At 64.9% G+C, this 19,247-nt stretch carries 19 protein-coding genes; 12 read left to right on the top strand and 7 right to left on the bottom strand.

All coding sequences use genetic code 11. The features are described from left to right. Positions 1-2 precede the first annotated feature (2 nt). Complete coding sequence (locus tag AAG821_RS00870; protein WP_341908934.1) at positions 3-1,733, bottom strand: Na/Pi cotransporter family protein; 1,731 nt, start codon at positions 1,731-1,733, stop codon at positions 3-5. Positions 1,734-2,101: 368 nt separating this feature from the next. Then, positions 2,102-3,022 (bottom strand): IclR family transcriptional regulator, encoded by a 921-nt coding sequence (locus AAG821_RS00865; RefSeq protein WP_341916189.1) that lies wholly within the window; start codon positions 3,020-3,022, stop codon positions 2,102-2,104. Between the two features lie 81 nt (positions 3,023-3,103). Between AAG821_RS00865 and AAG821_RS00860 the strand changes: the two genes are divergently transcribed. Genes AAG821_RS00860 through AAG821_RS00825 form a run of 8 tightly spaced genes read left to right on the top strand, consistent with a single transcriptional unit; the run spans position 3,104 to position 10,732 of the window. Next, positions 3,104-4,171, top strand: coding sequence for an ABC transporter ATP-binding protein (locus AAG821_RS00860; RefSeq protein WP_341908937.1), 1,068 nt, complete (start codon positions 3,104-3,106; stop codon positions 4,169-4,171). After that, positions 4,168-5,037 (top strand): ABC transporter permease, encoded by an 870-nt coding sequence (locus AAG821_RS00855; protein ID WP_341908939.1) that lies wholly within the window; start codon positions 4,168-4,170, stop codon positions 5,035-5,037. Before AAG821_RS00860 ends, AAG821_RS00855 begins: the two co-directional genes overlap by 4 nt. A 16-nt stretch (positions 5,038-5,053) precedes the next feature. Further along, a complete protein-coding gene (locus AAG821_RS00850) occupies positions 5,054-5,848 on the top strand; it encodes an ABC transporter permease (RefSeq protein ID WP_341908941.1) in 795 nt (264 codons plus the stop codon). Continuing rightward, positions 5,848-6,129, top strand: a complete 282-nt coding sequence (locus AAG821_RS00845; RefSeq protein ID WP_341908943.1) for a (2Fe-2S)-binding protein — start codon at positions 5,848-5,850, stop codon at positions 6,127-6,129. The genes AAG821_RS00850 and AAG821_RS00845 overlap by 1 nt, the downstream gene beginning before the upstream one ends. Further along, on the top strand, positions 6,126-7,505 hold the full coding sequence (locus AAG821_RS00840; protein ID WP_341908945.1) for an FAD/NAD(P)-binding oxidoreductase: 1,380 nt from the start codon (positions 6,126-6,128) through the stop codon (positions 7,503-7,505). Before AAG821_RS00845 ends, AAG821_RS00840 begins: the two co-directional genes overlap by 4 nt. Further along, complete coding sequence (locus AAG821_RS00835) at positions 7,502-8,632, top strand: FAD-dependent oxidoreductase (protein WP_341908947.1); 1,131 nt, start codon at positions 7,502-7,504, stop codon at positions 8,630-8,632. Before AAG821_RS00840 ends, AAG821_RS00835 begins: the two co-directional genes overlap by 4 nt. Positions 8,633-8,669: 37 nt before the next feature. Next, positions 8,670-9,728: an ABC transporter substrate-binding protein gene (locus AAG821_RS00830; protein ID WP_341908949.1), complete on the top strand. Its 1,059-nt coding sequence runs from the start codon at positions 8,670-8,672 to the stop codon at positions 9,726-9,728. Positions 9,729-9,787: 59 nt separating this feature from the next. Next, positions 9,788-10,732, top strand: coding sequence for a glyoxylate/hydroxypyruvate reductase A (locus AAG821_RS00825; RefSeq protein ID WP_341908951.1), 945 nt, complete (start codon positions 9,788-9,790; stop codon positions 10,730-10,732). Positions 10,733-10,998: 266 nt separating this feature from the next. Here AAG821_RS00825 and AAG821_RS00820 read toward each other — a convergent pair whose 3' ends face one another. Both AAG821_RS00820 and AAG821_RS00815 read right to left on the bottom strand, forming a co-directional pair. Beyond that, complete coding sequence (locus AAG821_RS00820; RefSeq protein ID WP_341908953.1) at positions 10,999-11,640, bottom strand: hypothetical protein; 642 nt, start codon at positions 11,638-11,640, stop codon at positions 10,999-11,001. A gap of 9 nt (positions 11,641-11,649) precedes the next feature. Continuing rightward, positions 11,650-12,870, bottom strand: a complete 1,221-nt coding sequence (locus AAG821_RS00815) for a hypothetical protein (protein WP_341908954.1) — start codon at positions 12,868-12,870, stop codon at positions 11,650-11,652. A gap of 116 nt (positions 12,871-12,986) precedes the next feature. On the opposite strand from AAG821_RS00815, the gene AAG821_RS00810 reads away from it, so the two are divergent. The 4 genes from AAG821_RS00810 (at position 12,987) to AAG821_RS00795 (ending at position 15,946) form a co-directional block, all read left to right on the top strand. Further along, complete coding sequence (locus tag AAG821_RS00810; protein ID WP_341908957.1) at positions 12,987-13,799, top strand: thioredoxin family protein; 813 nt, start codon at positions 12,987-12,989, stop codon at positions 13,797-13,799. Beyond that, positions 13,787-14,593: a DUF2182 domain-containing protein gene (locus AAG821_RS00805; protein ID WP_341908959.1), complete on the top strand. Its 807-nt coding sequence runs from the start codon at positions 13,787-13,789 to the stop codon at positions 14,591-14,593. Before AAG821_RS00810 ends, AAG821_RS00805 begins: the two co-directional genes overlap by 13 nt. A gap of 120 nt (positions 14,594-14,713) precedes the next feature. Further along, entirely contained in the window at positions 14,714-15,424 is a 711-nt protein-coding gene (locus AAG821_RS00800) for an SDR family oxidoreductase (protein ID WP_341908961.1), read from the top strand. Positions 15,425-15,433: 9 nt separating this feature from the next. Further along, positions 15,434-15,946 carry a 2,4'-dihydroxyacetophenone dioxygenase family protein gene (locus AAG821_RS00795; RefSeq protein ID WP_341908962.1) on the top strand — a complete coding sequence of 171 codons (513 nt, stop codon included), beginning with the start codon at positions 15,434-15,436 and terminating at the stop codon, positions 15,944-15,946. Here AAG821_RS00795 and AAG821_RS00790 read toward each other — a convergent pair. From AAG821_RS00790 to AAG821_RS00780, 3 genes are read right to left on the bottom strand one after another with little or no spacing between them, the layout of a single operon-like run. Further along, positions 15,943-16,446 carry a flavin reductase gene (locus tag AAG821_RS00790; protein WP_341908964.1) on the bottom strand — a complete coding sequence of 168 codons (504 nt, stop codon included), beginning with the start codon at positions 16,444-16,446 and terminating at the stop codon, positions 15,943-15,945. The two genes, AAG821_RS00795 and AAG821_RS00790, sit on opposite strands and share 4 nt — an antisense overlap. Further along, positions 16,443-17,975, bottom strand: coding sequence for an AMP-binding protein (locus AAG821_RS00785; RefSeq protein WP_341908966.1), 1,533 nt, complete (start codon positions 17,973-17,975; stop codon positions 16,443-16,445). Before AAG821_RS00785 ends, AAG821_RS00790 begins: the two co-directional genes overlap by 4 nt. Beyond that, positions 17,972-19,243, bottom strand: a complete 1,272-nt coding sequence (locus tag AAG821_RS00780; RefSeq protein WP_341908968.1) for an acyl-CoA dehydrogenase family protein — start codon at positions 19,241-19,243, stop codon at positions 17,972-17,974. The genes AAG821_RS00785 and AAG821_RS00780 overlap by 4 nt, the downstream gene beginning before the upstream one ends. Positions 19,244-19,247: the final 4 nt, after the last annotated feature.

Raw genomic sequence — 19,247 nt, 5'->3', positions numbered from 1 at the left:
GCTCACGCCAGGCTGGTGCGGCTGCTTTTCGCGGTCGTGTCGGCGGCCTGCTGCGAGGAACGGTCGAGCCGTTCATCGGCGCGCAGCCGCGTCGCCGTCAGCTCGCCGGCCTGTTCCAGGATCGGATAGGCGACGGCGGTGAGATGGCTGTTGATGCGCTTCAGGTCGCGGATCAGGTCGAGATGGATGGCGCTGGTCTCGATGCTTTCGGCGCGGCCGTCGCGGATGCGCTGGTAATGGTTCTCCGCCGCGCGCTGTTCGGCGATGCGCAGGTCGACCTTTTCCTGCAGCAGCTGGCGCGCCATCTTCACATCGCCCGACATGAACAGGTTGCAGGCCATCTGCAGGTTGGCGGCGACGCGATGGTGGAAGTCGGTCAGTTCGGCCAGGCCTTCCTTGGAGAAGGCCAGCTTGTTCTTGATCTTCTTCTGCGCCAGCTCCATCAGGTTCTTGTCGATGATGTCGCCGATATGCTCCAGATTGGTGGTAAACGTCAGCACGTCGACATAGCGGCGGCTTTCCGCTTCATCCAGGCCATGCTTGGAGAGTTCGGTGAGATAGAGCTTGATCGCCTCGTAGAGGCCGTCCACCGCATCGTCGGCCTGTTCCACGGCTTTTGCCAGTTTGGAATCGTCGCGGGTGAACACTGTCATGGTGTCATCCAGCATGCGCGCCACGGCATCGCTGAGCCGCAGCGTCTCGCGCGCGGCGGCGGCCAGCGCCACGGTCGGCGTTTCCAGCGCGGATTTGTCGAGATAGCGCGGCTTGCCGGCGGACTCTGCTGCCGGCAGGTCGGGCAGCAGGCGATGCGTCAGCCTGTCGAGCACGACGACGAAGGGCAGGAAGGCTAACGCGATGGCAATGTTGAAGGCGGTGTGGGCATTCACCGCCATGCGGGCGCCGTCTTCACCGGCCCAGGCCAGCAGCTGTGGAATCTGGCTGAGGAAGGGAATCGCCACCAGCGTGGCGATCACGCGGGTGATCAGATTCGCCAGCTGGGCACGGCGGGCCGCTGGCGGCTGGCCGCTGCTTGCCACCAGCGGCGAAATCGCGGTGCCGAGATTGGCGCCGATCACCAGTGCCACGGCGAGCGTCGCGTCCACAGTGCCGGCTTTCGCCAGCGAGGCAGCCAGCAGTACGGTGGCGAGGCTGGCATGACTCAGCCAGGTCAGCAGGGTGAACAGCAGCACGCCGAGCACCGGTTCGCGCTGCAAGGGATTGAGGATGGCCGCCAGGCCCGGCGCATCGCGCAGGGGGGCCGAGGCGCTGATGATCATCTCCAATGAAAGCAGCATCAGGCCGATGCCGATCAGCAGGCGGCCGACATGGCGCGGCAGGCCGCTTTCGGAGGCGAAGAAGCCGATCACGCCGAGAATGATGCAGAGCGGCCCGAGCCAGTGCAGGTCGAGCGAGAGATACTGTGCGGTGATCGATGTGCCGATACCGGCCCCCAGCAGCACGGCAATGGCGGCGCCGCCGACGATCAGGCCGCGGCCGGCGAAGGAGGACACGATCATCGCCGTTGCCGTGCTCGACTGCAGCAGGGCGGTAACGCCGATGCCGGCGAGAAAGGCCTGCACGCGGTTGCGCATCGCCTGGCCGAGATAGCGCCGCAGCGGCGCGCCGAAGGCGCGCGTCATGCCGGTGCGGACCATGCGCACGCCCCAGAGCAGGAGCGCCACGCCGGCAACGAGATGGAGAAGGAGTTCGGTCGCGCCTGCACTGCTGCTCATCACGCGGCCCCCCGGTCATGGCGCGCCAGAAAACTGCTGGCGGGGGGCGCGGACGCGTCCGGGCTACCGTCGGGGTCGGGGTCTGGATCGCGGAAAACAGACATTTTCTGGGGTGCTTTCTGGGCTAAAACTCGATTATGACAGATTCATTACACCCATATGACATAAAGCCCAAGGGTTTAAATGTGGTTCATAGAGGGCTGTCTCTCAAATGCAGGGTTCGCTGCACAGTGTGCGGCCTCTGGTGCACAGGACCGTGCCAGATTGAATGAACAGCTAATCCGAGAACTTGTTCAGATTGAGACAGATAGCGTTAGCCGAGCTCGGCCTGGGACGCGAACGGCCATGGCAAGTCGCTGCCTGCCCTTTCACAGGCCGCTCAAACTTGCGGCTGGTCTGCGCAGGACGGGGTCAAATGGATTGACCTGGCGGCTGAGCGTTACTGCCTCGCGTTTCAAGATATCGGCAACGACCGGCAGACGCTCCGGATTGAGCCTCTCGGCGATGGTGCCCATGCTCAGTGCCGCCACCGCCTTGCCGTCGCGGTCGAGAATCGGCACCGCAATGCCAGCCATGCCGGGCAACAGGCCAGTCGAGCGGCTCGCATAACCCAGTTCGCGCACGCTGGCGATCTCGCTGCGAATGAAGACTTCGTCCAGCCGGTGCTGGTCATACAGGCGCGGCAAGTTGAAGCGAATCACCTCTTCGCGTTCAGCCTCGGGCAGGAAGGCGAGGATCGCCATACTGCCCTGGCCCACGCCCATGATGACGCGTCCGCCGATATCGCCCGTGAAAGAGCGGATCGGGAAGGGGCCTTCGCTACGGTCGAGACAGACCGCATCAAAGCCGCTTCGTACCAGCAGGAATAATGTGTCATGCAAGGTGGCAGACAGGCGCAGCAGGATAGGGCGGCAGAGATCTCGCAGGTTGGCCGGATTGCCGGCGCGGGCGGCCAGCGTGAAGAAATCGACGCTCAGCCGGTACTGCCGGCGCTCCTCGTCATACTCCACCATGCTTTCGGTGATCAGGCCCCGCAGCAGGCGCAGCGTGGTGGAGGGCGTCAGCCCGGTACGGCGGGCCAGATCGGTCAGCCGGTTTTCGCCGTTTGCCTCTGCCGCCAGGGCACGCAGCAGGTCGAAACTCCGATTCAGGGCGGCTTTGGCCGGGGACTTATCCATGGCGTTTCTACTCAGTGAAAGCGGGGTGTAGCGAAACAGATTTACTTTTTCATTTGATAGAATAATTTCATAAAAACTTCTACTCAATAGAAAAACCTTTTGTTGCTGCATCAGAATTGTGACGGAATTGAAACACCGGTTACGAGATTTTCCATTCCGTTCGTATCCGGAGCACCAGCCCCGGAGCCCCCCATGGCCTTCCTCACCCTGACCGACATCCGCAAAGACTACGGCGCCGTCAGCGCGGTGACCGATTTCAGCCTGGGTGTCGAGAAGGGAGAGTTCGTCTCCCTGCTGGGCCCCTCGGGCTGCGGCAAGACCACCACGTTGCACATGATCGCCGGCTTCGTGCCGGTGACGCAGGGCCGCATCCAGCTGGATGGCCGCGATATCACCCATGCCAAGCCCAACAGCCGGGGTCTGGGCATCGTGTTCCAGAGCTACGCGCTGTTCCCGCATATGACGGTCGCGGAGAATGTCGCCTTCGGCCTTGAGATGCAGAAGGTGCCGAAGGCTGAGCGGGAGACTCGCATCGCCGAGGCGTTGTCGCTGGTTCATCTGGAGCAGTATGCCGCGCGCTATCCGCGTGAGCTTTCAGGCGGCCAGCGGCAGCGCGTGGCGCTGGCGCGCGCCATCGTGATCCGGCCGCCGATCCTGCTGCTGGACGAACCCCTGTCGAATCTTGATGCCAAGCTGCGTGAGGAAATGCAGTTCGAACTGCGCGGCATCCAGCGCAAGCTCGGCACCACCACCATCATGGTAACGCACGACCAGTCGGAAGCCTTCTCGATCAGCGATCGCGTCGTGGTGATGGAAGCCGGCCGCATCACCCAGGTGGATGCGCCCTATCGCATCTACGAGCACCCGCGCACACGCTTCATTTCGCATTTCGTCGGCAAAACCAATCTTCTGGAGGCGCGGGTTGCACAGTCCGGGCAGGGCGGCCGCGCCGTGGTCGATGGACGCAGCTTCAGCCTCGACCTGCCGGCCCGGCTTGGGGCGAATGCCCCGATCACGCTGGCGATCCGGCCCGAGAAGCTGCGGCTGGTCGGTCAGGCTGCCGGCCGGCTCGATGGCCGCGTCACCAGCCGCTATTTCCTCGGCAGCCAGTGGCTCTATCACCTCGAAACCTCGCTGGGCCAGCTGCTCGCCGTGCTGCCCAACGATGGTGCCGTACCTCGAGAAGAGGGCGAGACCGTCGGGCTCGACTGGGCCGACAGCGCCGTGCGTCTGCTGACCGACGAGGATGTCGCGGCATGAGCGGCCCGGCCAGCATGTCAGGGCCGAAGGCACTGCCCTATGCGATGAGCGCGCCGGCCTTCCTGCTGTTCGCCACCCTGCTGCTGGTGCCGCTGGTGCTGACGGCGCTGCTATCCTTCAGCAACTTCGATCATCATGTCGGCGTGAAGGCCGGCCTGACCTTGCAGCATTACGCCGCCGTCATCTCGGATGATTTCTATCACGAGATTTTCCTGCGTACCCTGCGGCTCAGTGGGCTCACCACGCTGATCTGCATCGCGGTCGGCGCGCCAGAGGCCTATTTCCTCAGCCGCATGTCGCCGCGCTGGCGCGCCATCTGCCTGCTGATCGTGCTGGCCCCGCTGCTGATCTCGGTGGTGGTGCGTGCCTTCGGCTGGAGCATGCTGCTCGGCCGCGAGGGACTGATCAATCAGCTGCTCGAACTCACCGGCATTGGCCGGCAGCGCCTGCTCTATACCGAGACCGCCGTGGTGGTCGGCCTGGTACATATCATGATGCCGTTCATGATCATCCCGGTCTGGACCTCGCTGCAGAAGCTCGACCGCTCCACGGAACAGGCTGCGCTCTCGCTCGGCGCCTCGCCGTTCACCGTGTTCCGCCGCATCGTGGTGCCGCAGGTGCTGCCAGGCATCCTCTCGGGCAGCCTGATCGTCTTCGGCCTGAGTGCCAGCGCCTTCGCCATTCCCGGCCTGCTCGGCGGTCGCCGCATCAAGACGGTGGCGACGCTGATCTATGATGAATACCTGCACGAGCTGAACTGGCCGCTGGGCGCGGCCATTGCCATCATTCTGCTGGTCGCCAATCTGCTGATCATGCTGGGCTACAACCGCCTGATGGAACGGCGCTACCGCCGTGCCCTCGGTTGATGCGGGGAGTTAAGCCATGACCCGCAACGGTATTCCCGCGCTGATCTTCCACGTCCTGGTCATGGTTTTCATGCTGGCGCCGCTGATGATCGTCTGCCTCGTCGCCTTCACGCCGGAAAACACGCTCAGCATTCCGCTCACCTCCTTCTCGCTGCGCTGGTTCGCGGAAGTCTTCCGCCATGCCGATTTCATGCAGTCCTTCTGGAACAGCCTGGTGCTGGCCTTTATGGCCGCAACCATTTCAGTCGGCCTCGCCGTCCCTGTCGGCCTGGCGCTGACGCGGTTCGAATTCCGTGGCCGGGCGTTCCTCAACGGACTGTTCCTGTCGCCGCTGATCGTGCCGCATCTGGTGCTCGGCGTGGCAATGCTGCAGCTTTTCTCGCTGATTGGCGCCACCGGCAGCTTCTGGTGGCTGGTCGGTTCGCATGTCGTGGTGGTCACGCCATATTCGCTGCGCCTGATCCTGGCCGCCCTGGTCGGCAGCGATGCCAGTATCGAACATGCCGCGCAGTCGCTGGGCGCCTCCGATTTCACGGTGTTCCGCCGCATCACCCTGCCGTTGATGATCCCCGGCCTGTCGGGTGGCTGGCTGCTGTCCTTCATCAACAGTTTCGACGAACTGACCATGTCGGTCTTCGTCACCGCGCCCTCCACCGTCACCCTGCCGGTGCGGATGTATATGTACGCGACTGAATCGATCGATCCGATGATGGCCTCGGTCTCGGCGCTGGTGATCGCGGTGACGGCGGCAGCCATGCTGTTGCTCGACCGTATCTATGGCCTTGACCGCGTGCTGGTGGGGCAGCGCTGATGGCCCTGCTCAAGCGCATTGCCGAAACTCAGCGCGAGACCGTCGAATTCGTCCTCGACGGCCGGCACTGCCAGGCGCTGGCCGGCGATACCGTGCTGACTGCCGTGCTGAGCCTGCAGGACCGGTTGCGAGTCGAGGAATTCAATGGCGCTCCACGGGCAGGCTTTTGCCTGATGGGCGCCTGCCAGGATTGTTGGATGCTGACGGAAGACGGAACGCGGCTGCGCGCCTGCTCCACCTTCGTCGCGCCAGGCATGCGGCTGCGCTCGGTGCCGGCATGACTACGCGGCCGGTCATCGTCGGCGCCGGACCGGCTGGCATCCGTGCTGCCGCCACGTTGGTCGCAGCCGGCTTGCGGCCGGTGGTCGTGGATGAATCGATCAAGGCCGGAGGCCAGATCTATCGCCAGCCGCCGGATGGCTTCACGCGGACCAAACGTGATCTCTACGGTTTCGAGAGTGGCAAGGCGGGTCGCCTGCATGATCTCTTCGCGCAGATCGCGGCTCGCATCGACTATCGCCCGGGCACTCTGGTCTGGAACGCGACGGCCGCCGGCCTTGACCTGATGGCCCCGGACGGCCGCGCCGATCATCTGCTCTATAGTCATGTCCTGCTGGCCACCGGTGCCACCGATCGCATCCAGCCGCTGCCCGGCTGGCTGACGCCCGGCGTCTATACGCTGGGAGCGGCGCAGATCGCGCTCAAATTCCAGGGCACTGTGCTGGGGCCGCGCATCGCTTTCTTCGGCACCGGACCGCTGCTCTATCTCGTCGCCTATCAGTATGCCAAAGCCGGTGCCGATGTGGCCGGCGTGTTCGATACGGCGCGCTTCAGCGACCAGTTGGTGGCTCTGCCCGGCCTGCTCAACAGCCCGGAGCATCTGCTCAAGGGCCTGTATTACGTCGCGTGGCTGCGCCTGCATGGCATTCCGCTGCACAGCGGTGTTGTACCGGCGCGGATCGAAGGCGGCGACCGTGTCCGTGGCTTTGTTTGGCAGGGGAAGGACAAAGAGCAGCGCATCGACTGCGATGCCGTCGCCCTCGGTCTCGGTCTGCGCTCGGAAACCCAGTTGGCCGACCTGCTCGGCTGCCGCTTTGCCTATAGCGATCTCAACCGTGCCTGGTTGCCGGAGCACGGCATTGATGGCCGCGCGTCGCAGGCCAATGTCTACCTGGCCGGTGATGGCGCTGGCATTGCCGGTGCCGATGCTGCCGAACTGGCCGGTGAACGTGCCGCGCTGGCCATGCTGGAGGACTTGGGGCAGGCGGTGGATCGCGAACGCATTGCAGCGCTGGAAAGCAGGCTGCGCCGCATCGGCAAATTCCGCCACGGCCTGGAACGCGCATTCCCGCTGCCGCCAGCCGACTGGGGCATGACAAAGCTGCCCGACGATCTGGTGCTCTGCCGTTGCGAGGCGATCACGGTGGGAGCCTTGCGCGAAGCCGCCCGCGATCTCGGCGTCGTCGAACTGAACCGCCTGAAAGCACTGACCCGCATCGGCATGGGCCGTTGCCAGGGCCGCATCTGTGGTGCGGCGGCGGCCGCAATCCTTTCGGCCGAACTGGACCGCCCGGCCGATGCGGTCGGCCGTATCCGCGGCCAGGCGCCGGTCAAGCCGTTGCCGGTGGTGACGATCAGCCACGAGGATGCGGCATGACGGCCCGGCGCTATGACGCAGCGATCATGGGCGGCGGCATTGTTGGCGCTTCGGCGGCGCTGCATCTGGCCCGCAGCGGCCTCAGCGTCGTTTTGTTCGAACGCGGCTTTTGCGGCGCAGGAGCCAGTGGCGTGAACTACGGTGGCGTGCGCCGGCAGGGGCGGCCACCGGAACAGATTCCGCTGAGCCAGCGCGCGCATGTCATCTGGGCACAGCTGAAAAGCTATATCGGCATTGACGGCGAATATATCCGCTCTGGTCATCTCAAGCTGGCGCGCAGCGAAGCCGAAATGGCTTCATTGCAGGCCTATCGCGATCGCATGGCCGGTTTCGGCCTCGATCTCGAACTGCTCAGCGGCAACATGTTGCATGATCGTTTCCCGATGCTGGGCAAACTGGCGGTCGGTGCCAGCTACTGCCCGGATGATGGCCACGCCAATCCGCGCATCGTTTCGCCGGCCTTCGCCCGTGCCGCGGCCAGAGCCGGTGCCGAGATCCACGAACAGACCGAAGTGACAGGCATTGCCCGCGATCTGGGAGGCTTCATCCTGCAGGCCGGCGGGCAGGACATCCGCAGCGACATCCTGCTCAACTGCGCCGGCCCGGGGGCTGCGCTGGCCACGGAAGCCTTCGGGGAGACGGTGCCACTGAGTTCCGGTCATCCCTGTATGGGGGTGACCGAGCCGCTGCCGCCATTGTTCGGCTTCAACCTGGGCGTCGAGGGTGGCGGGTTCTACGCACGACAGGTGACGCGCGGCAACATCGTCTTCGGCGGCGGCAAGGGCTATGCGCTGGATGAAAGCACCTGCCGGCCCGACATGGCCTCCGCGATGGGAGCGCTGCAGGCCGGTTCTGCGCTGCTGCCAGCCTTGCATAAGGTGAATGTAATCCGCTTCTGGAGCGGCGTGGAAGCCTATATGCCCGACCGCAATCCGGTGCTGGGGCCAAGCGCCACCACGCCGGGCCTTCTGCATGGTTTCGGTTTCTCCGGTGCCGGTTTCCAGATCGGCCCGGCCGCCGGTGCCGTGCTGGCCGACCTGGCGCGCGATGGCCATACCGACACACCCATCAATGCCTTTTCGATTACGCGTTTTGCTGGCGCCACAGTTCCGGTGCCGGCGCACTGATGAGTAGTCCAACAGATACCAACAGGAGGGTAGAGGAATGACATACGTAAAGAACCTGACTTCGCTTGCGGCCGGTGCGGGCCTGCTTCTCGCATTCGGCGGCGCCGATGTTCACGCGCAGAGCAAGACGCTCTATATCGGCATGAATGGCGGGCCGATGGAAAAGACCTTCACCGAGTTTGTCTTTCCGGATTTCGAGAAGGAAACCGGCACCAAGGTTGTCGTCGTGCCCGGCACCTCGTCGGACATTCTGGCCAAGGCCGTGGCGCAGAAAGACAAGCCGCAGATGCACATCATCGTGCTGGATGACGGCGTGATGTATCGCGCCATCGGCATGGGCCTTTGCCAACCGCTGCAGAAGTCGGCGGCCTATAACGAACTCTATCCGGTGGCGCGTATGAAGGATGGCATGGCCGCCGGTCTCACCATGGGCATGACCGGCCTGGCCTATAACAAGAAGATGTTCGACGAGAAAGGCTGGAAGGCACCGACCTCCTGGGCCGATCTCGCCGATCCCAAATACAAAGGCAAGGTCGTGTTCCAGTCGGTGCCGAGCAGCACCTTCGGCCTGCACGCCTTCCTGATGTTCAACCGCCTGCAGGGCGGCACCGACACCAATGTCGAGCCGGGCTTTGCCGCCTGGCCGAAGACCGTTGGTCCGAACGTGCTGGAATATATCGCCAGCTCGGCCAAGATCAGCGAGATGATCCAGACCAACGAGGCTGCCATCGCGCCGCTGACTCCAACCCAAGTGGCACTGCTGAAGGGCAAGGGCATCGCCATCGAATACGCCCAGCCGAAGGAGGGATCGGTGGTACTGATGACGGCGCTGTGCGCGACGGCCAACAACAGCGAGCCGGAACTGACGCAGAAGCTGGCCACTTACCTGCTGACTTCGGCGGCACAGGAGAAATTCCTGCGCGGCGGCTCGTATATTCCCTCGACGCCGAACGCCAAGGCGGACAATGCTGCCAACGAGGCGGAAGTGGCGCAGATCAAGAACTACATGAATACCGCCGTGGTGGTGAACTGGGACGCCATCAACGAGAAACGTCCGGAGTGGAATACGCGCTGGAACAAGCAGATCGAGCGCTAATCTGAACGAAGATCAATGCCGGGGGTAGCGATGCCCTCGGCATTTTCATGATGTGATCCATGCAGAATGTGTTTCTCATCAAATCGGGTGGCCTGGCGGCCATGCCGGAGTGGCAGGCGTTATTCGGGTCGTTGCTGCCGCATCTCGATATCCGCTGGTGGGACGATCCATCGGTCGACCCGAATGCGGTGGTATATGCGCTGGTCTGGCAACCTGAACCAGGCCGTCTTGCCAGCTATCCGAATCTGCGCGCCATATTCAGTTCAGCGGCTGGTGTTGACCACATCGTCAACGATCCCGCCTGTCCGAAGCAGGTGCCAGTCTTCCGCATGATCGTCGACCAGACGGCGCAGACCGTTGCGGAGTATGTCTGCCTGCATGCCCTGGCCTGGATTCGCGACTTTGACCGTATGCGCCGTGCCCAGGCTGACCGGCGTTGGGATCTGTTCGAGGCACCTCGACTGGCGCCGGAGACCCGCATCGGAATCATGGGGCTTGGCACGATCGGCCAGCTTTGCGCCGCCATGCTCAAGGCGCTCGGCTTTCAGGTGCATGGCTGGGCGCGCAGTCCGAAATCGTTGCCCGGGATTCCCTGTGCCGCCGGTCCGGATGAACTGGGAAAGTTCCTGGCGCAAAGTGACCTGCTGGTGGGCTTGGTGCCGGACACACCGGAAACCCGCGGGCTGGTTTGCCGGGGAACCATTATGCAGCTGCCCAAAGGGGCCGCGATTATCAATGTGGCGCGTGGACCGCTTGTCGTGCTGGATGATTTACTGGCCGCTCTGGACGAAGGTCATTTGTCCGCCGCTATACTCGATGTCTTCGAGACTGAGCCGTTGCCAGCGACGCATGCGGCTTGGGCTCATCCCAAAGTCACGGTTACAGCGCATATCGCCGGGTTTGCCAGCCGTGAGATGCGCGCGCGCAAGGCGTCACAGAATATAAAGGACCTGGAAGAGGGGAGAATGCCGGCCGGTAGGTATGACGCGGTGAGATGTTATTAAACGACGCGACGTGCGACATATCGCACAGATAGCGAGCCGATCCGCTAAGGCCCGATTCGCCCATAATAAGAGCGATGCTCTCGGCGGGTAAAAAGCACTGCATCCCTGAAAATTTTGGGCAAATGCAGCTGCACAGACCCAAACTTCCAGAAAACAGAAATGGATATCCAAGCCACGATGGTGGCCGGATTGCGGCTGAGGAGAATTCAGGTCAGGCAAGCCCAGCTGTGGTGACGGCCGGTGTCATCGCCGGGAGGAGGCTTTCGCTACCCGGCCCGCTTGGGGCGGCGCACGACGCGCACCTTACCGCTGTTGCCGCCGCCGCAGAAGAAGCGGTCGCCGCCATCGGACTCAAGCCCCGACACGATGGTATCGGGTGGCATGTCGAGACGCTCCAGCACCTCGCCTGTCTGCGGGTCGATGCGTCGCAGGTCGCTCTGCTCGCCTTCCCAGGTGCCGTGCCAGAGTTCGCCATCGACCCAGGTGACTCCGGTGACGAAGCGGTTGGACTCGATGGTGCGCAGCGTCGCGCCCGTCTCCGGGTCGATCTGATAGATCTTGCGCTCGCGATACTGCCCGACCCACAGCGTACCCTCGGCCCAGGTGAGGCCTGAATCGCCGCCGCCGCCGGGTGCGGGGATGGTGGCGATCACCTGTCCGGTCTTGGGGTCGATCTTCTGGATGCGGCTTTCGGCGATCTGGAACAGGTGCCGGCCATCGAATGCGGTGCCGGCATGGGCGGCCACATCGATCCTGCGCACCGGCTTGCCGGTTTCAGGATCGAAGGCCTCCATGGTGTCGCCGGCGCCGAACCAGACATGCTGGCCGTCAAAAGTCACGCCATGCACATTGGCGGCGCCCGGGAAGGGACCATATTCGCGGATGATGTCGGCAGGGGCTCGTTTCATGCAGTCATCCTAGTCATGCGGCAGCGGGGCCGGGAGTAACAAGGTTGTCGTGAATCCGGGCACCGGCGGGGTCACCCAGCGCCGCGCCCGGCCATGCCCGAAGGATTGCACCTTGCCACCGGCGGCCAGCGCATCCAGCGCGCGCTGCACGGTGCGCTGGCTGGCATCCAGGGCGAGCGCCAGCGCCGAGCTTGACCATGACTCGCCGTCGGCAAGGAAGGCGAGCACATCGGCATGGCGTTCCTCCACCGGCCGCGCCAGTACCACGACGCTACGGGCATGGCGTGGCGTCAGCATGAAGCCCTGCTGCGTCGCATTCAGACTGGCCAGTGGCCGCAGCATCCGGCGCAGGCGCCCGATCTCGACCCGCAGGCGTGCACGATGCGAGTCATCGGCCTGTTTGGCGCCAAAGGCCCGTGCCACCAGCCGGTCGCGTGTCACATCGCCAGGCCAGGCCTCGGCCAGCGCCCGGGCGAGCGCAAACAGCACCGGCCGCCGGGCCAGCGAGACCACGGTTTTCGCATCGCGCACGACATGGCGACAGGCATCGACAACGAAGTGTTTGGATGCCAGCAGCGCTTCGACATCTGCCAGCAGCAGCGGACGTTCCTTGCCGCGCGCAATCAGCCGGGCCGCCGGGGTCTCCAGCACGCGGACTGCACTGGCAACCTCTGCTGCCAGGCCTGGTATGCCGGCCAGATGCGCGGCACGTGTGGCGCGGGTGAGTGCGGCACGCGCCGGCTTGGTGCGCAGGCGACGCATCGCGATACCGGCCGCCACCAGTTCATGGGCGGCCCGCAAGGCAGGCGGAAAGGCTGCGGCATCGAGGCCGGCCAGCAGGCGCTCGGCCTCGTCCAGGCGTCCGATCAGCAGCAGGCGGCGAACCTCGAGATAGCGTGCATGGGCGGCATTCAACCGGTCGCCATGCTGTTCCAGCGTCATGCGCGCGGCATCCAGCATCTTCGCCGGCCAGTCCAGCTCGCGCGAGACCAATGCGATCTCGGCCTCGGCCACCACGCAGCGCGCCCGCGCCACGGCTTCCCGGGCGCCGAAGCCGCGCGAGGCCCGGCGCAGCAGGGCTTTCGCTCGCACAAAATCACCCAGCTGCGCCATGGCGATGCCGCGCAGCGCCAGTGCCGGCGCGTCGTCGCGCAGGGCGACGCGGTTCAGCGCGCCGAGCGGATCGCCTGCCGCCAGCGCCCGCGCTGCTGCCGTGATCAGTGAGTCCATCGGAATCCCGTCACACTTGTCACTCCCGCCCTTCGCTGGCCGCTGCCTAATTTATCGCACGACCACCCGGCAGCAAGCCGTATCGGCCCTGCAGCATTATCCATGGAGAGACGAGCATGACGAAGCATATGACAGTGACACGCCAGGACTGGCTGGCCGCGCGGCTGGCGCTGCTGCAGGCGGAAAAGGAGCATACCCGGCGCAGTGATGCCCTGGCGCAGCAGCGTCAGGCGATGCCCTGGCTGCGGGTCGACAAGACCTACAGCTTCGACACCGCTGCCGGCAGCGCATCGCTGGCCGACCTGTTCCAGGGCCGCTCGCAGCTGATTGTCTACCATTTCATGTTCGGGCCGGACTACACCGTCGGCTGCCCGTCCTGCTCGGCGATAACCGATGGCCTCAACGGCATCGCGGTGCACCTGCAGAATCACGATGTGGCGCTGTCGTTGGTGTCGCGGGCGCCGCTGGCGAAGCTGCTGGCCTACAGGCAGCGCATGGGCTGGACCCTGCCCTGGGCGTCCTCGCATGGCAGCGACTTCAACTTCGATTTCAATGTGTCGTTCACCGAAGCCCAGCAGCGCGATGGCAGCATCGACTACAATTATACACGTGGCGGCCATGCGATGGATTCGGCCCTGCGCCCGCCGGTCGAGGTGCCCGAGGCTGTGGTGCAGACCGCAGCCGGCTGCGGCACCGATGTCGCCACATTCGCGCGCGACCGGCCCGGCATGAGCAGCTTCGTGCTGGAGGATGGCGTGGTCTATCACACTTACTCGGCCTATGCCCGCGGGGTGGATGCCATCTGGGGCATGTATCCGTGGCTCGACCGAGCGCCCAAGGGCCGCAACGAGAGCGGCATCTGGTGGCGTCGTCATGACGAGTATGGTCAGCCGGCAACGAAACCGGCCACCATGTCATGCTGCGGCTGAGCCGGCCGATTGCCATGATCCCGCGCGGCATAGTGACCGCGCGGGATATCTTTTATGGTTTCATGGCCCTGCTGTTTGCTGCCAGCACGGCGGTGACGGTCCTCTGGGGCCTGTCGATGGCGACGATGGGCGAGATCCCGATGCCCGGCGGCTGGATGCTGTCGATGGCCTGGATGCCGATGTGCGCGCAGGGCTGGGCCGGCGCTGCCACGTCATTTATCGGCATGTGGATGGTGATGATGGTGGCGATGATGCTGCCGTCCCTGGCGCCTGTACTGTGGCGCTATCACCAGACCGCCGGTGCGGCGCGGCTGACGGCCCTTGTGGGTGCCGGCTATCTTTGTGTCTGGGCCATGGCGGGCCTGATCGTGTTCACGCTGGGCGCCGCGCTGGCGGAAGCCGCGCAGCAATCGCCGGATCTGGCGCGCGCGGTTCCGTTCGCCGGTGGGGCGGTCGTGCTGCTGGCCGGTATGCTGCAATTCACCGCGTGGAAGGCGCATCATCTGGCCTGCTGCCGCGCGGACGCGGTGCCCGTCCATTGCCTGCCGGCCGGTACCGGCATGGCCTGGCGCCATGGCTTGCGGCTTGGCCTGCATTGCAGCCTGAGTTGCGCCGGCCTGACGGCGATCCTGCTGGTCATCGGCGTCATGGACTTGTGCGCCATGGCAGCCATCAGTCTGGCAATCACGCTGGAACGTCTGGCGCCGGGCGGCCTGCGGATCGCCCGCGCCATCGGCATTATCATTGTCGGGGCGGCAGTGCTGCTGATCATCCGCGCCGGCGGCATTGGATAGCGTATCGCCTCCTTGGGCTTGCGCATGCCGTGGAACGAGGGTTCAATCACCGCAACGAATCGCCGGCTGCGCCGCCGGCCATAAAATCCGGGTATGGAAACGACTGTGGAGAGGGCCGCCTTGCGCAACATCCTTGTATCGGGCGGCACCAGCGGCATTGGCGCCGGCATCGCCCAGGCCTTCCGTGATCGTGGCGACAGCGTGACGGCGGTTGGCCTCGCTGGCCCCGAGCTTGACGCGGCGAAGCAGGACCCGGCTTTCAAAGATATCGCGCTCAAGGCGCTGGATGTCGCCGACCAGCAGGCGGTGGATGCTTTTGCCGCGTCGCTGACCCAGCTGGATGTGCTGGTCAACTGCGCCGGCATGATCCGGCGCGGCGCCGAATATGAGATGCCCACCTTCCTGAAGGTGCTGGATGTCAATCTGGCCGGCACCATGCGGCTCTGCCTGGCCTGCAAGCCGCTGCTGGAGCGGCGCCGCGGCAGCATCGTCAACACCGCCTCCATGCTGAGCTTCTTCGGCGGGCCGGCGGTGCCGGCCTATTCCGCCAGCAAGGGCGGTGTCATGCAGCTGACCAAGTCGCTCGCCGTGGCCTGGGCCAAGGATGGCGTTCGCGTCAATGCCGTGGCGCCGGGCTGGATCGCCACACCGCTGACGCAAGCGCTGCAAGATGATGCGACGCGCAGCCAGGTGATCCTGGATCGCACGCCGATGGCCCGCTGGGGCACACCGGCCGATGTGGCGAAAGCGGTGCTGTTCCTGGCCTCCGATCAGGCCGATTTCATCACCGGCGTGATCCTGCCGGTCGATGGCGGCTATGCTGCGATGTGAGGGATTGAGATGACCGATACCAGCCGCATGCCCTACCAGCTGCCGTTTCCACCCGAAGCGGCAACCGAGATTGTTATTGCCTCGCCGATTCCTGACGACGAACGGGTCTGGGTGCCGCAGGCGGACGGTGTGTGGTTCCGGCCGCTCTGCCTCAACACGCGTCAGGGTTACTGGGTCAACCTGCTGCGCGTGCGCCGCGCCGGCGTGCTGAGCCGCCACCGTCATCCCGGCCCGGTGCATGGTCATGTACTGCGGGGCAAATGGCATTACCTGGAGCATGACTGGGTGGCGACCACGGGCTCCTATGTGTTCGAGCCGCCGGGCGAGACCCATACGCTGGTGGTGCCGGAAGACTGCCAGGAGATGATCACGCTGTTCCATATCACTGGCGCGATGATCTATGTCGATCCCTGGGGCAAGGTCACCGGCTTTGAGGATGTGTTCAGCAAGATCGAAATGTGCCGCAAGCATTATGAGGCCTGCGGCCTCGGCGGTGCCTATCTTGACCAGTTCATCCGCTAGGGCGTCTCGGCGGCGGGCACCATGCGGTAGCCGCGGTCGAAATACACCAGGCCCTCGCGGCTTTGCCACACGGCAACGCCGAGCACTGTGCAGAACATCACGCTGTGGCTGCCGATTTCCTTGATGTCGGCGATCTGGCAGTCAAACGAGACCAGGGCATTCTCCAGCACCGGCGATCCGGTCTGCAGCACGGTCCAGGCCTCATCATGAAAGCGCTCGGCCATGGCCACATCGGTCTGGCCGGCAAACAGTGCGGAATAGTGCTGCTGCTCGGCCGACAGCGTATTGATGCACAGCACGCCATTCTGCTTGAACACCGGATTCATGGCGCTGGCGCGGTTCATGCAAACCAGCAGTGTCGGCGGCTCGTCGCTGACCGAGCAGACCGCCGAGGCCGTGAAGCCGCAGCGGCCGGCCGCTCCGGCGGTGGTGACGACATTCACCGCGGCGCTGAGTCGCGCCATGCCGTCGCGGAACTGCTGCTTGCTGACCAGGGTCATGCGGCACTCTGCCGGTCTGCCGCCACCAGCTCGCGCAGGATGTGATGCTGCACCTTGCCCATGGCATTGCGCGGCAGAGAGGAAACGAAGACGACATCGCGCGGCAGTTTGTAGCGCGCCACCACACCATCGAAGAGGGCCAGGACATCCTCGCGCTGCAGCACGGCGCCCTCGGCCAGCACCACCACGGCGACCGGAATTTCGTCCCAGCGCGGATCGCGGCGCGCCACCACGGCGGCCTCGCGGATGCGGTTATCTTCTTCCAGAACGCGCTCAAGCTCGGCGGGATAGATATTCTCGCCACCAGAAATGATCACATTCTTCTTGCGGTCGTGCACCACCACATTCCAGTCGGCATCGCGCATGGCAATGTCGCCGGTGCGGAACCAGCCATCCACCAGGGCCGCCGCCGTGGCATCGGGTGCATTCCAGTATTGCGACAATACCTGCGGTCCCTTCACCCAGATTTCACCGGCGATGCCGGGTGCCACATCGACGCCGGTGTTGTCGACAATGCGGATATCGCACAGCAGGCCGGGGCGTCCGGTGGTGCCGGGGCAGGCGCCGCGCATGGCCATCGTTTCATAGACCGCCAGCGGGCAGGTTTCGGTGGCGCCATAGATCTGCAGCACCGGAATGCCGCGGGCTTCCAGGGCGGCGATCAGCTGCGGCGGCACCACGCTGGAGCCGACGCCGACCGCGCGCAGCGCCGTAAGATCGGCGCCCATATAGGCCGGATCGTCGAGCAGGGCGCGGATGGTGGCGGGCACCAGCACGCTCAGGTCTGGCCGCAGCCGTTCCACCGCCTCGATGAAGCGGCCGGGATGGAAACGGCTCTGCAGCGTCACGCGCGCCCCGCTGAGCAGCGCTGGCGTGGTCTGGATGTTGAGGCCGCCGACATGGAACATCGGCAGGCAGGTCAGCACATGGTCTGTGCTGCGCAGGTCGAAAGCATGCCGGCTCATCTGCGCATTGGCCAGCAGCGCCGCCTGGGTCAGCACCGCGCCCTTGGGTCGCCCGGTGGTGCCCGAGGTGTAGACGATCAGCAGCGGCTGCTCGAGGCCGTCTTCGGTATTGCCGCTGGCCGGCAGGGCGGGCGCCCCGGCCAGCATGGTTTCCAGGGCCATGGCGGTGCCAGCTGCGCCATCCAGCACCAGGCGATGCTGCAGGCCGGCCTCCGTGCAGATCGCCGCGGCGGTGTCGCCGAAGGCCGCATCATGGATCAGCAGATCGGCGCCGCAATCCTGCAAGGCATAGACCAGCTCCGGTGTTGCCAGCCGCCAGTTCAGCGGCACCAGGATGGCGCCGAGCCGCGCGCAGGCAAACAGCAGCACGACGATATCGGCAGCGTTGTAGCCCAGATGCGCGACGCGCTTGCCCGCCGTCACGCCAAGGCCGGACAGGCCGCCGGCCATGCGGTCGATGCGGCCGGCCAGCTCGCCATAGGTCAGCGACAGCCGTTCATCGGCCAGGGCCGGCTGTGCCGGCTGGAAGGCGGCGTGGCGGTCGATGATGCGGTCGAGCGTCATTCGTCAGTTTCACCGGGCTGGTAGAGCGCCTCGCGGCCCAGACGGTCGACGCAGATTTCCGCCGTCCAGGGCAGCATCAGCGAGCCGCAGCGGCTGTCGCGATAGATGCGCTCCAGCGGCAGGCTCTTCAGCATCGCCTGGCCGCCGCAGGTGCGGATTGCCTTCACGGCCAGCGCGTTGGCATTCTCCATCACGGTATACTGCGCGGCATAGGCGCGCAGAACCTGGTCTCGGCTGGGATTGGGGCCGGCCTCGCTGATCGCCTGGAACCACAGCGCCTTGGTCTGCTCCAGCATGATATGCATCTCGGCCACAGCAATCTGCTTGGTCGGATACATGCGCCGCTTCACCGGCGGCATGCCGGGCAGTTCGCCGCGCAGATAGGCCACGGTGAAATCATAGGCCGCCTGCGCCAGGCCCATATAGGTGGGCGTCAGCGTCATGAACATATGCGGCCAGCGCGAGGCGGCCTGGAAATACATGCCGCGCGGCATCAGCAGCGCATCCTGTGGCACGAACACATCCTCGAAGATCAGGGTGCGCGAGACCGTGCCGCGCATGCCCAGCGGATCCCAGTCGCCCACCACCTTGACGCCCGGTGCCTTGGCGGGAATGGCGAGATACAGCGTGTTGCGGCGGCTGGCCTTCTGGCCGGGCTCGACCTCGGTGCACAGCACGCCGTAGTAATCGGCAAAGCCCGACAGCGAGGCGAAGATCTTCTTGCCGGTGACCTTGAAGCCGCCGTCCACCGGATGCGCCTCGGTGCCAAAGGCCGCGCCACCGGCTGCCGCTGCGCCACCTTCGGAAAACGGCTGCGAATACACCGCACCGTCTTTCAGGATGCGCTGGTAATGGCCGCTGCGGCGCTCGGCATGCAGCTTGCGCACTGCCGCATCCATGTCGAGATCATCCGACAGCGAGCCTGACCATAGGGTCGAGCAGACATGCATGTTCCACGACAGCGCCGTGGCGCCGCAATAGCGGCCCAGTTCGGCGGCCGTCAGGCAATAGGTCTTGAAGTCGGCGCCGATGCCGCCGTTATCCTTCGGGATACAGATGCCGAGCAGGTTTTCCGTGTGCATATCGCGGAAATTCTCGATCGGGAAGGTGGCTTCGCGATCATAGCCGGCGGCGCGCGGCGCCAGCACGCGGCGGCCGAAGCTGCGGGCCTGTGCCGTCAGCTCGGTCTGCAGGCTGTCGAGACGAAAGGCAGCCGGATCGAAGAGCGGGGCATCCTGGTTCTTCACATCAGGGCTCAACATGTTCATGGCG

The organism is Ferrovibrio terrae, assembly GCF_943372915.1.
Taxonomy (GTDB): Bacteria; Pseudomonadota; Alphaproteobacteria; order Ferrovibrionales; family Ferrovibrionaceae; genus Ferrovibrio; species Ferrovibrio terrae_A.
This window is presented reverse-complemented; position numbering and strand designations above follow the sequence as displayed.

Excerpts from the sequence above, each read along its gene's own strand:
- AAG821_RS00845 (WP_341908943.1), top strand. The coding sequence starts at position 5,848 with ATGGCCCTGCTCAAGCGCATTGCCGAAACTCAGCGCGAGACCGTCGAA.
- AAG821_RS00835 (WP_341908947.1), top strand. The coding sequence starts at position 7,502 with ATGACGGCCCGGCGCTATGACGCAGCGATCATGGGCGGCGGCATTGTT.
- AAG821_RS00825 (WP_341908951.1), top strand. The coding sequence starts at position 9,788 with ATGCAGAATGTGTTTCTCATCAAATCGGGTGGCCTGGCGGCCATGCCG.
- AAG821_RS00810 (WP_341908957.1), top strand. The coding sequence starts at position 12,987 with ATGACGAAGCATATGACAGTGACACGCCAGGACTGGCTGGCCGCGCGG.
- AAG821_RS00840 (WP_341908945.1), top strand. The coding sequence starts at position 6,126 with ATGACTACGCGGCCGGTCATCGTCGGCGCCGGACCGGCTGGCATCCGT.
- AAG821_RS00815 (WP_341908954.1), bottom strand. The coding sequence starts at position 12,870 with ATGGACTCACTGATCACGGCAGCAGCGCGGGCGCTGGCGGCAGGCGAT.
- AAG821_RS00850 (WP_341908941.1), top strand. The coding sequence starts at position 5,054 with ATGACCCGCAACGGTATTCCCGCGCTGATCTTCCACGTCCTGGTCATG.
- AAG821_RS00805 (WP_341908959.1), top strand. The coding sequence starts at position 13,787 with ATGCTGCGGCTGAGCCGGCCGATTGCCATGATCCCGCGCGGCATAGTG.
- AAG821_RS00855 (WP_341908939.1), top strand. The coding sequence starts at position 4,168 with ATGAGCGGCCCGGCCAGCATGTCAGGGCCGAAGGCACTGCCCTATGCG.
- AAG821_RS00785 (WP_341908966.1), bottom strand. The coding sequence starts at position 17,975 with ATGACGCTCGACCGCATCATCGACCGCCACGCCGCCTTCCAGCCGGCA.
- AAG821_RS00795 (WP_341908962.1), top strand. The coding sequence starts at position 15,434 with ATGACCGATACCAGCCGCATGCCCTACCAGCTGCCGTTTCCACCCGAA.
- AAG821_RS00860 (WP_341908937.1), top strand. The coding sequence starts at position 3,104 with ATGGCCTTCCTCACCCTGACCGACATCCGCAAAGACTACGGCGCCGTC.
- AAG821_RS00820 (WP_341908953.1), bottom strand. The coding sequence starts at position 11,640 with ATGAAACGAGCCCCTGCCGACATCATCCGCGAATATGGTCCCTTCCCG.
- AAG821_RS00830 (WP_341908949.1), top strand. The coding sequence starts at position 8,670 with ATGACATACGTAAAGAACCTGACTTCGCTTGCGGCCGGTGCGGGCCTG.
- AAG821_RS00780 (WP_341908968.1), bottom strand. The coding sequence starts at position 19,243 with ATGAACATGTTGAGCCCTGATGTGAAGAACCAGGATGCCCCGCTCTTC.
- AAG821_RS00865 (WP_341916189.1), bottom strand. The coding sequence starts at position 3,022 with ATGCAGCAACAAAAGGTTTTTCTATTGAGTAGAAGTTTTTATGAAATT.
- AAG821_RS00790 (WP_341908964.1), bottom strand. The coding sequence starts at position 16,446 with ATGACCCTGGTCAGCAAGCAGCAGTTCCGCGACGGCATGGCGCGACTC.
- AAG821_RS00870 (WP_341908934.1), bottom strand. The coding sequence starts at position 1,733 with ATGAGCAGCAGTGCAGGCGCGACCGAACTCCTTCTCCATCTCGTTGCC.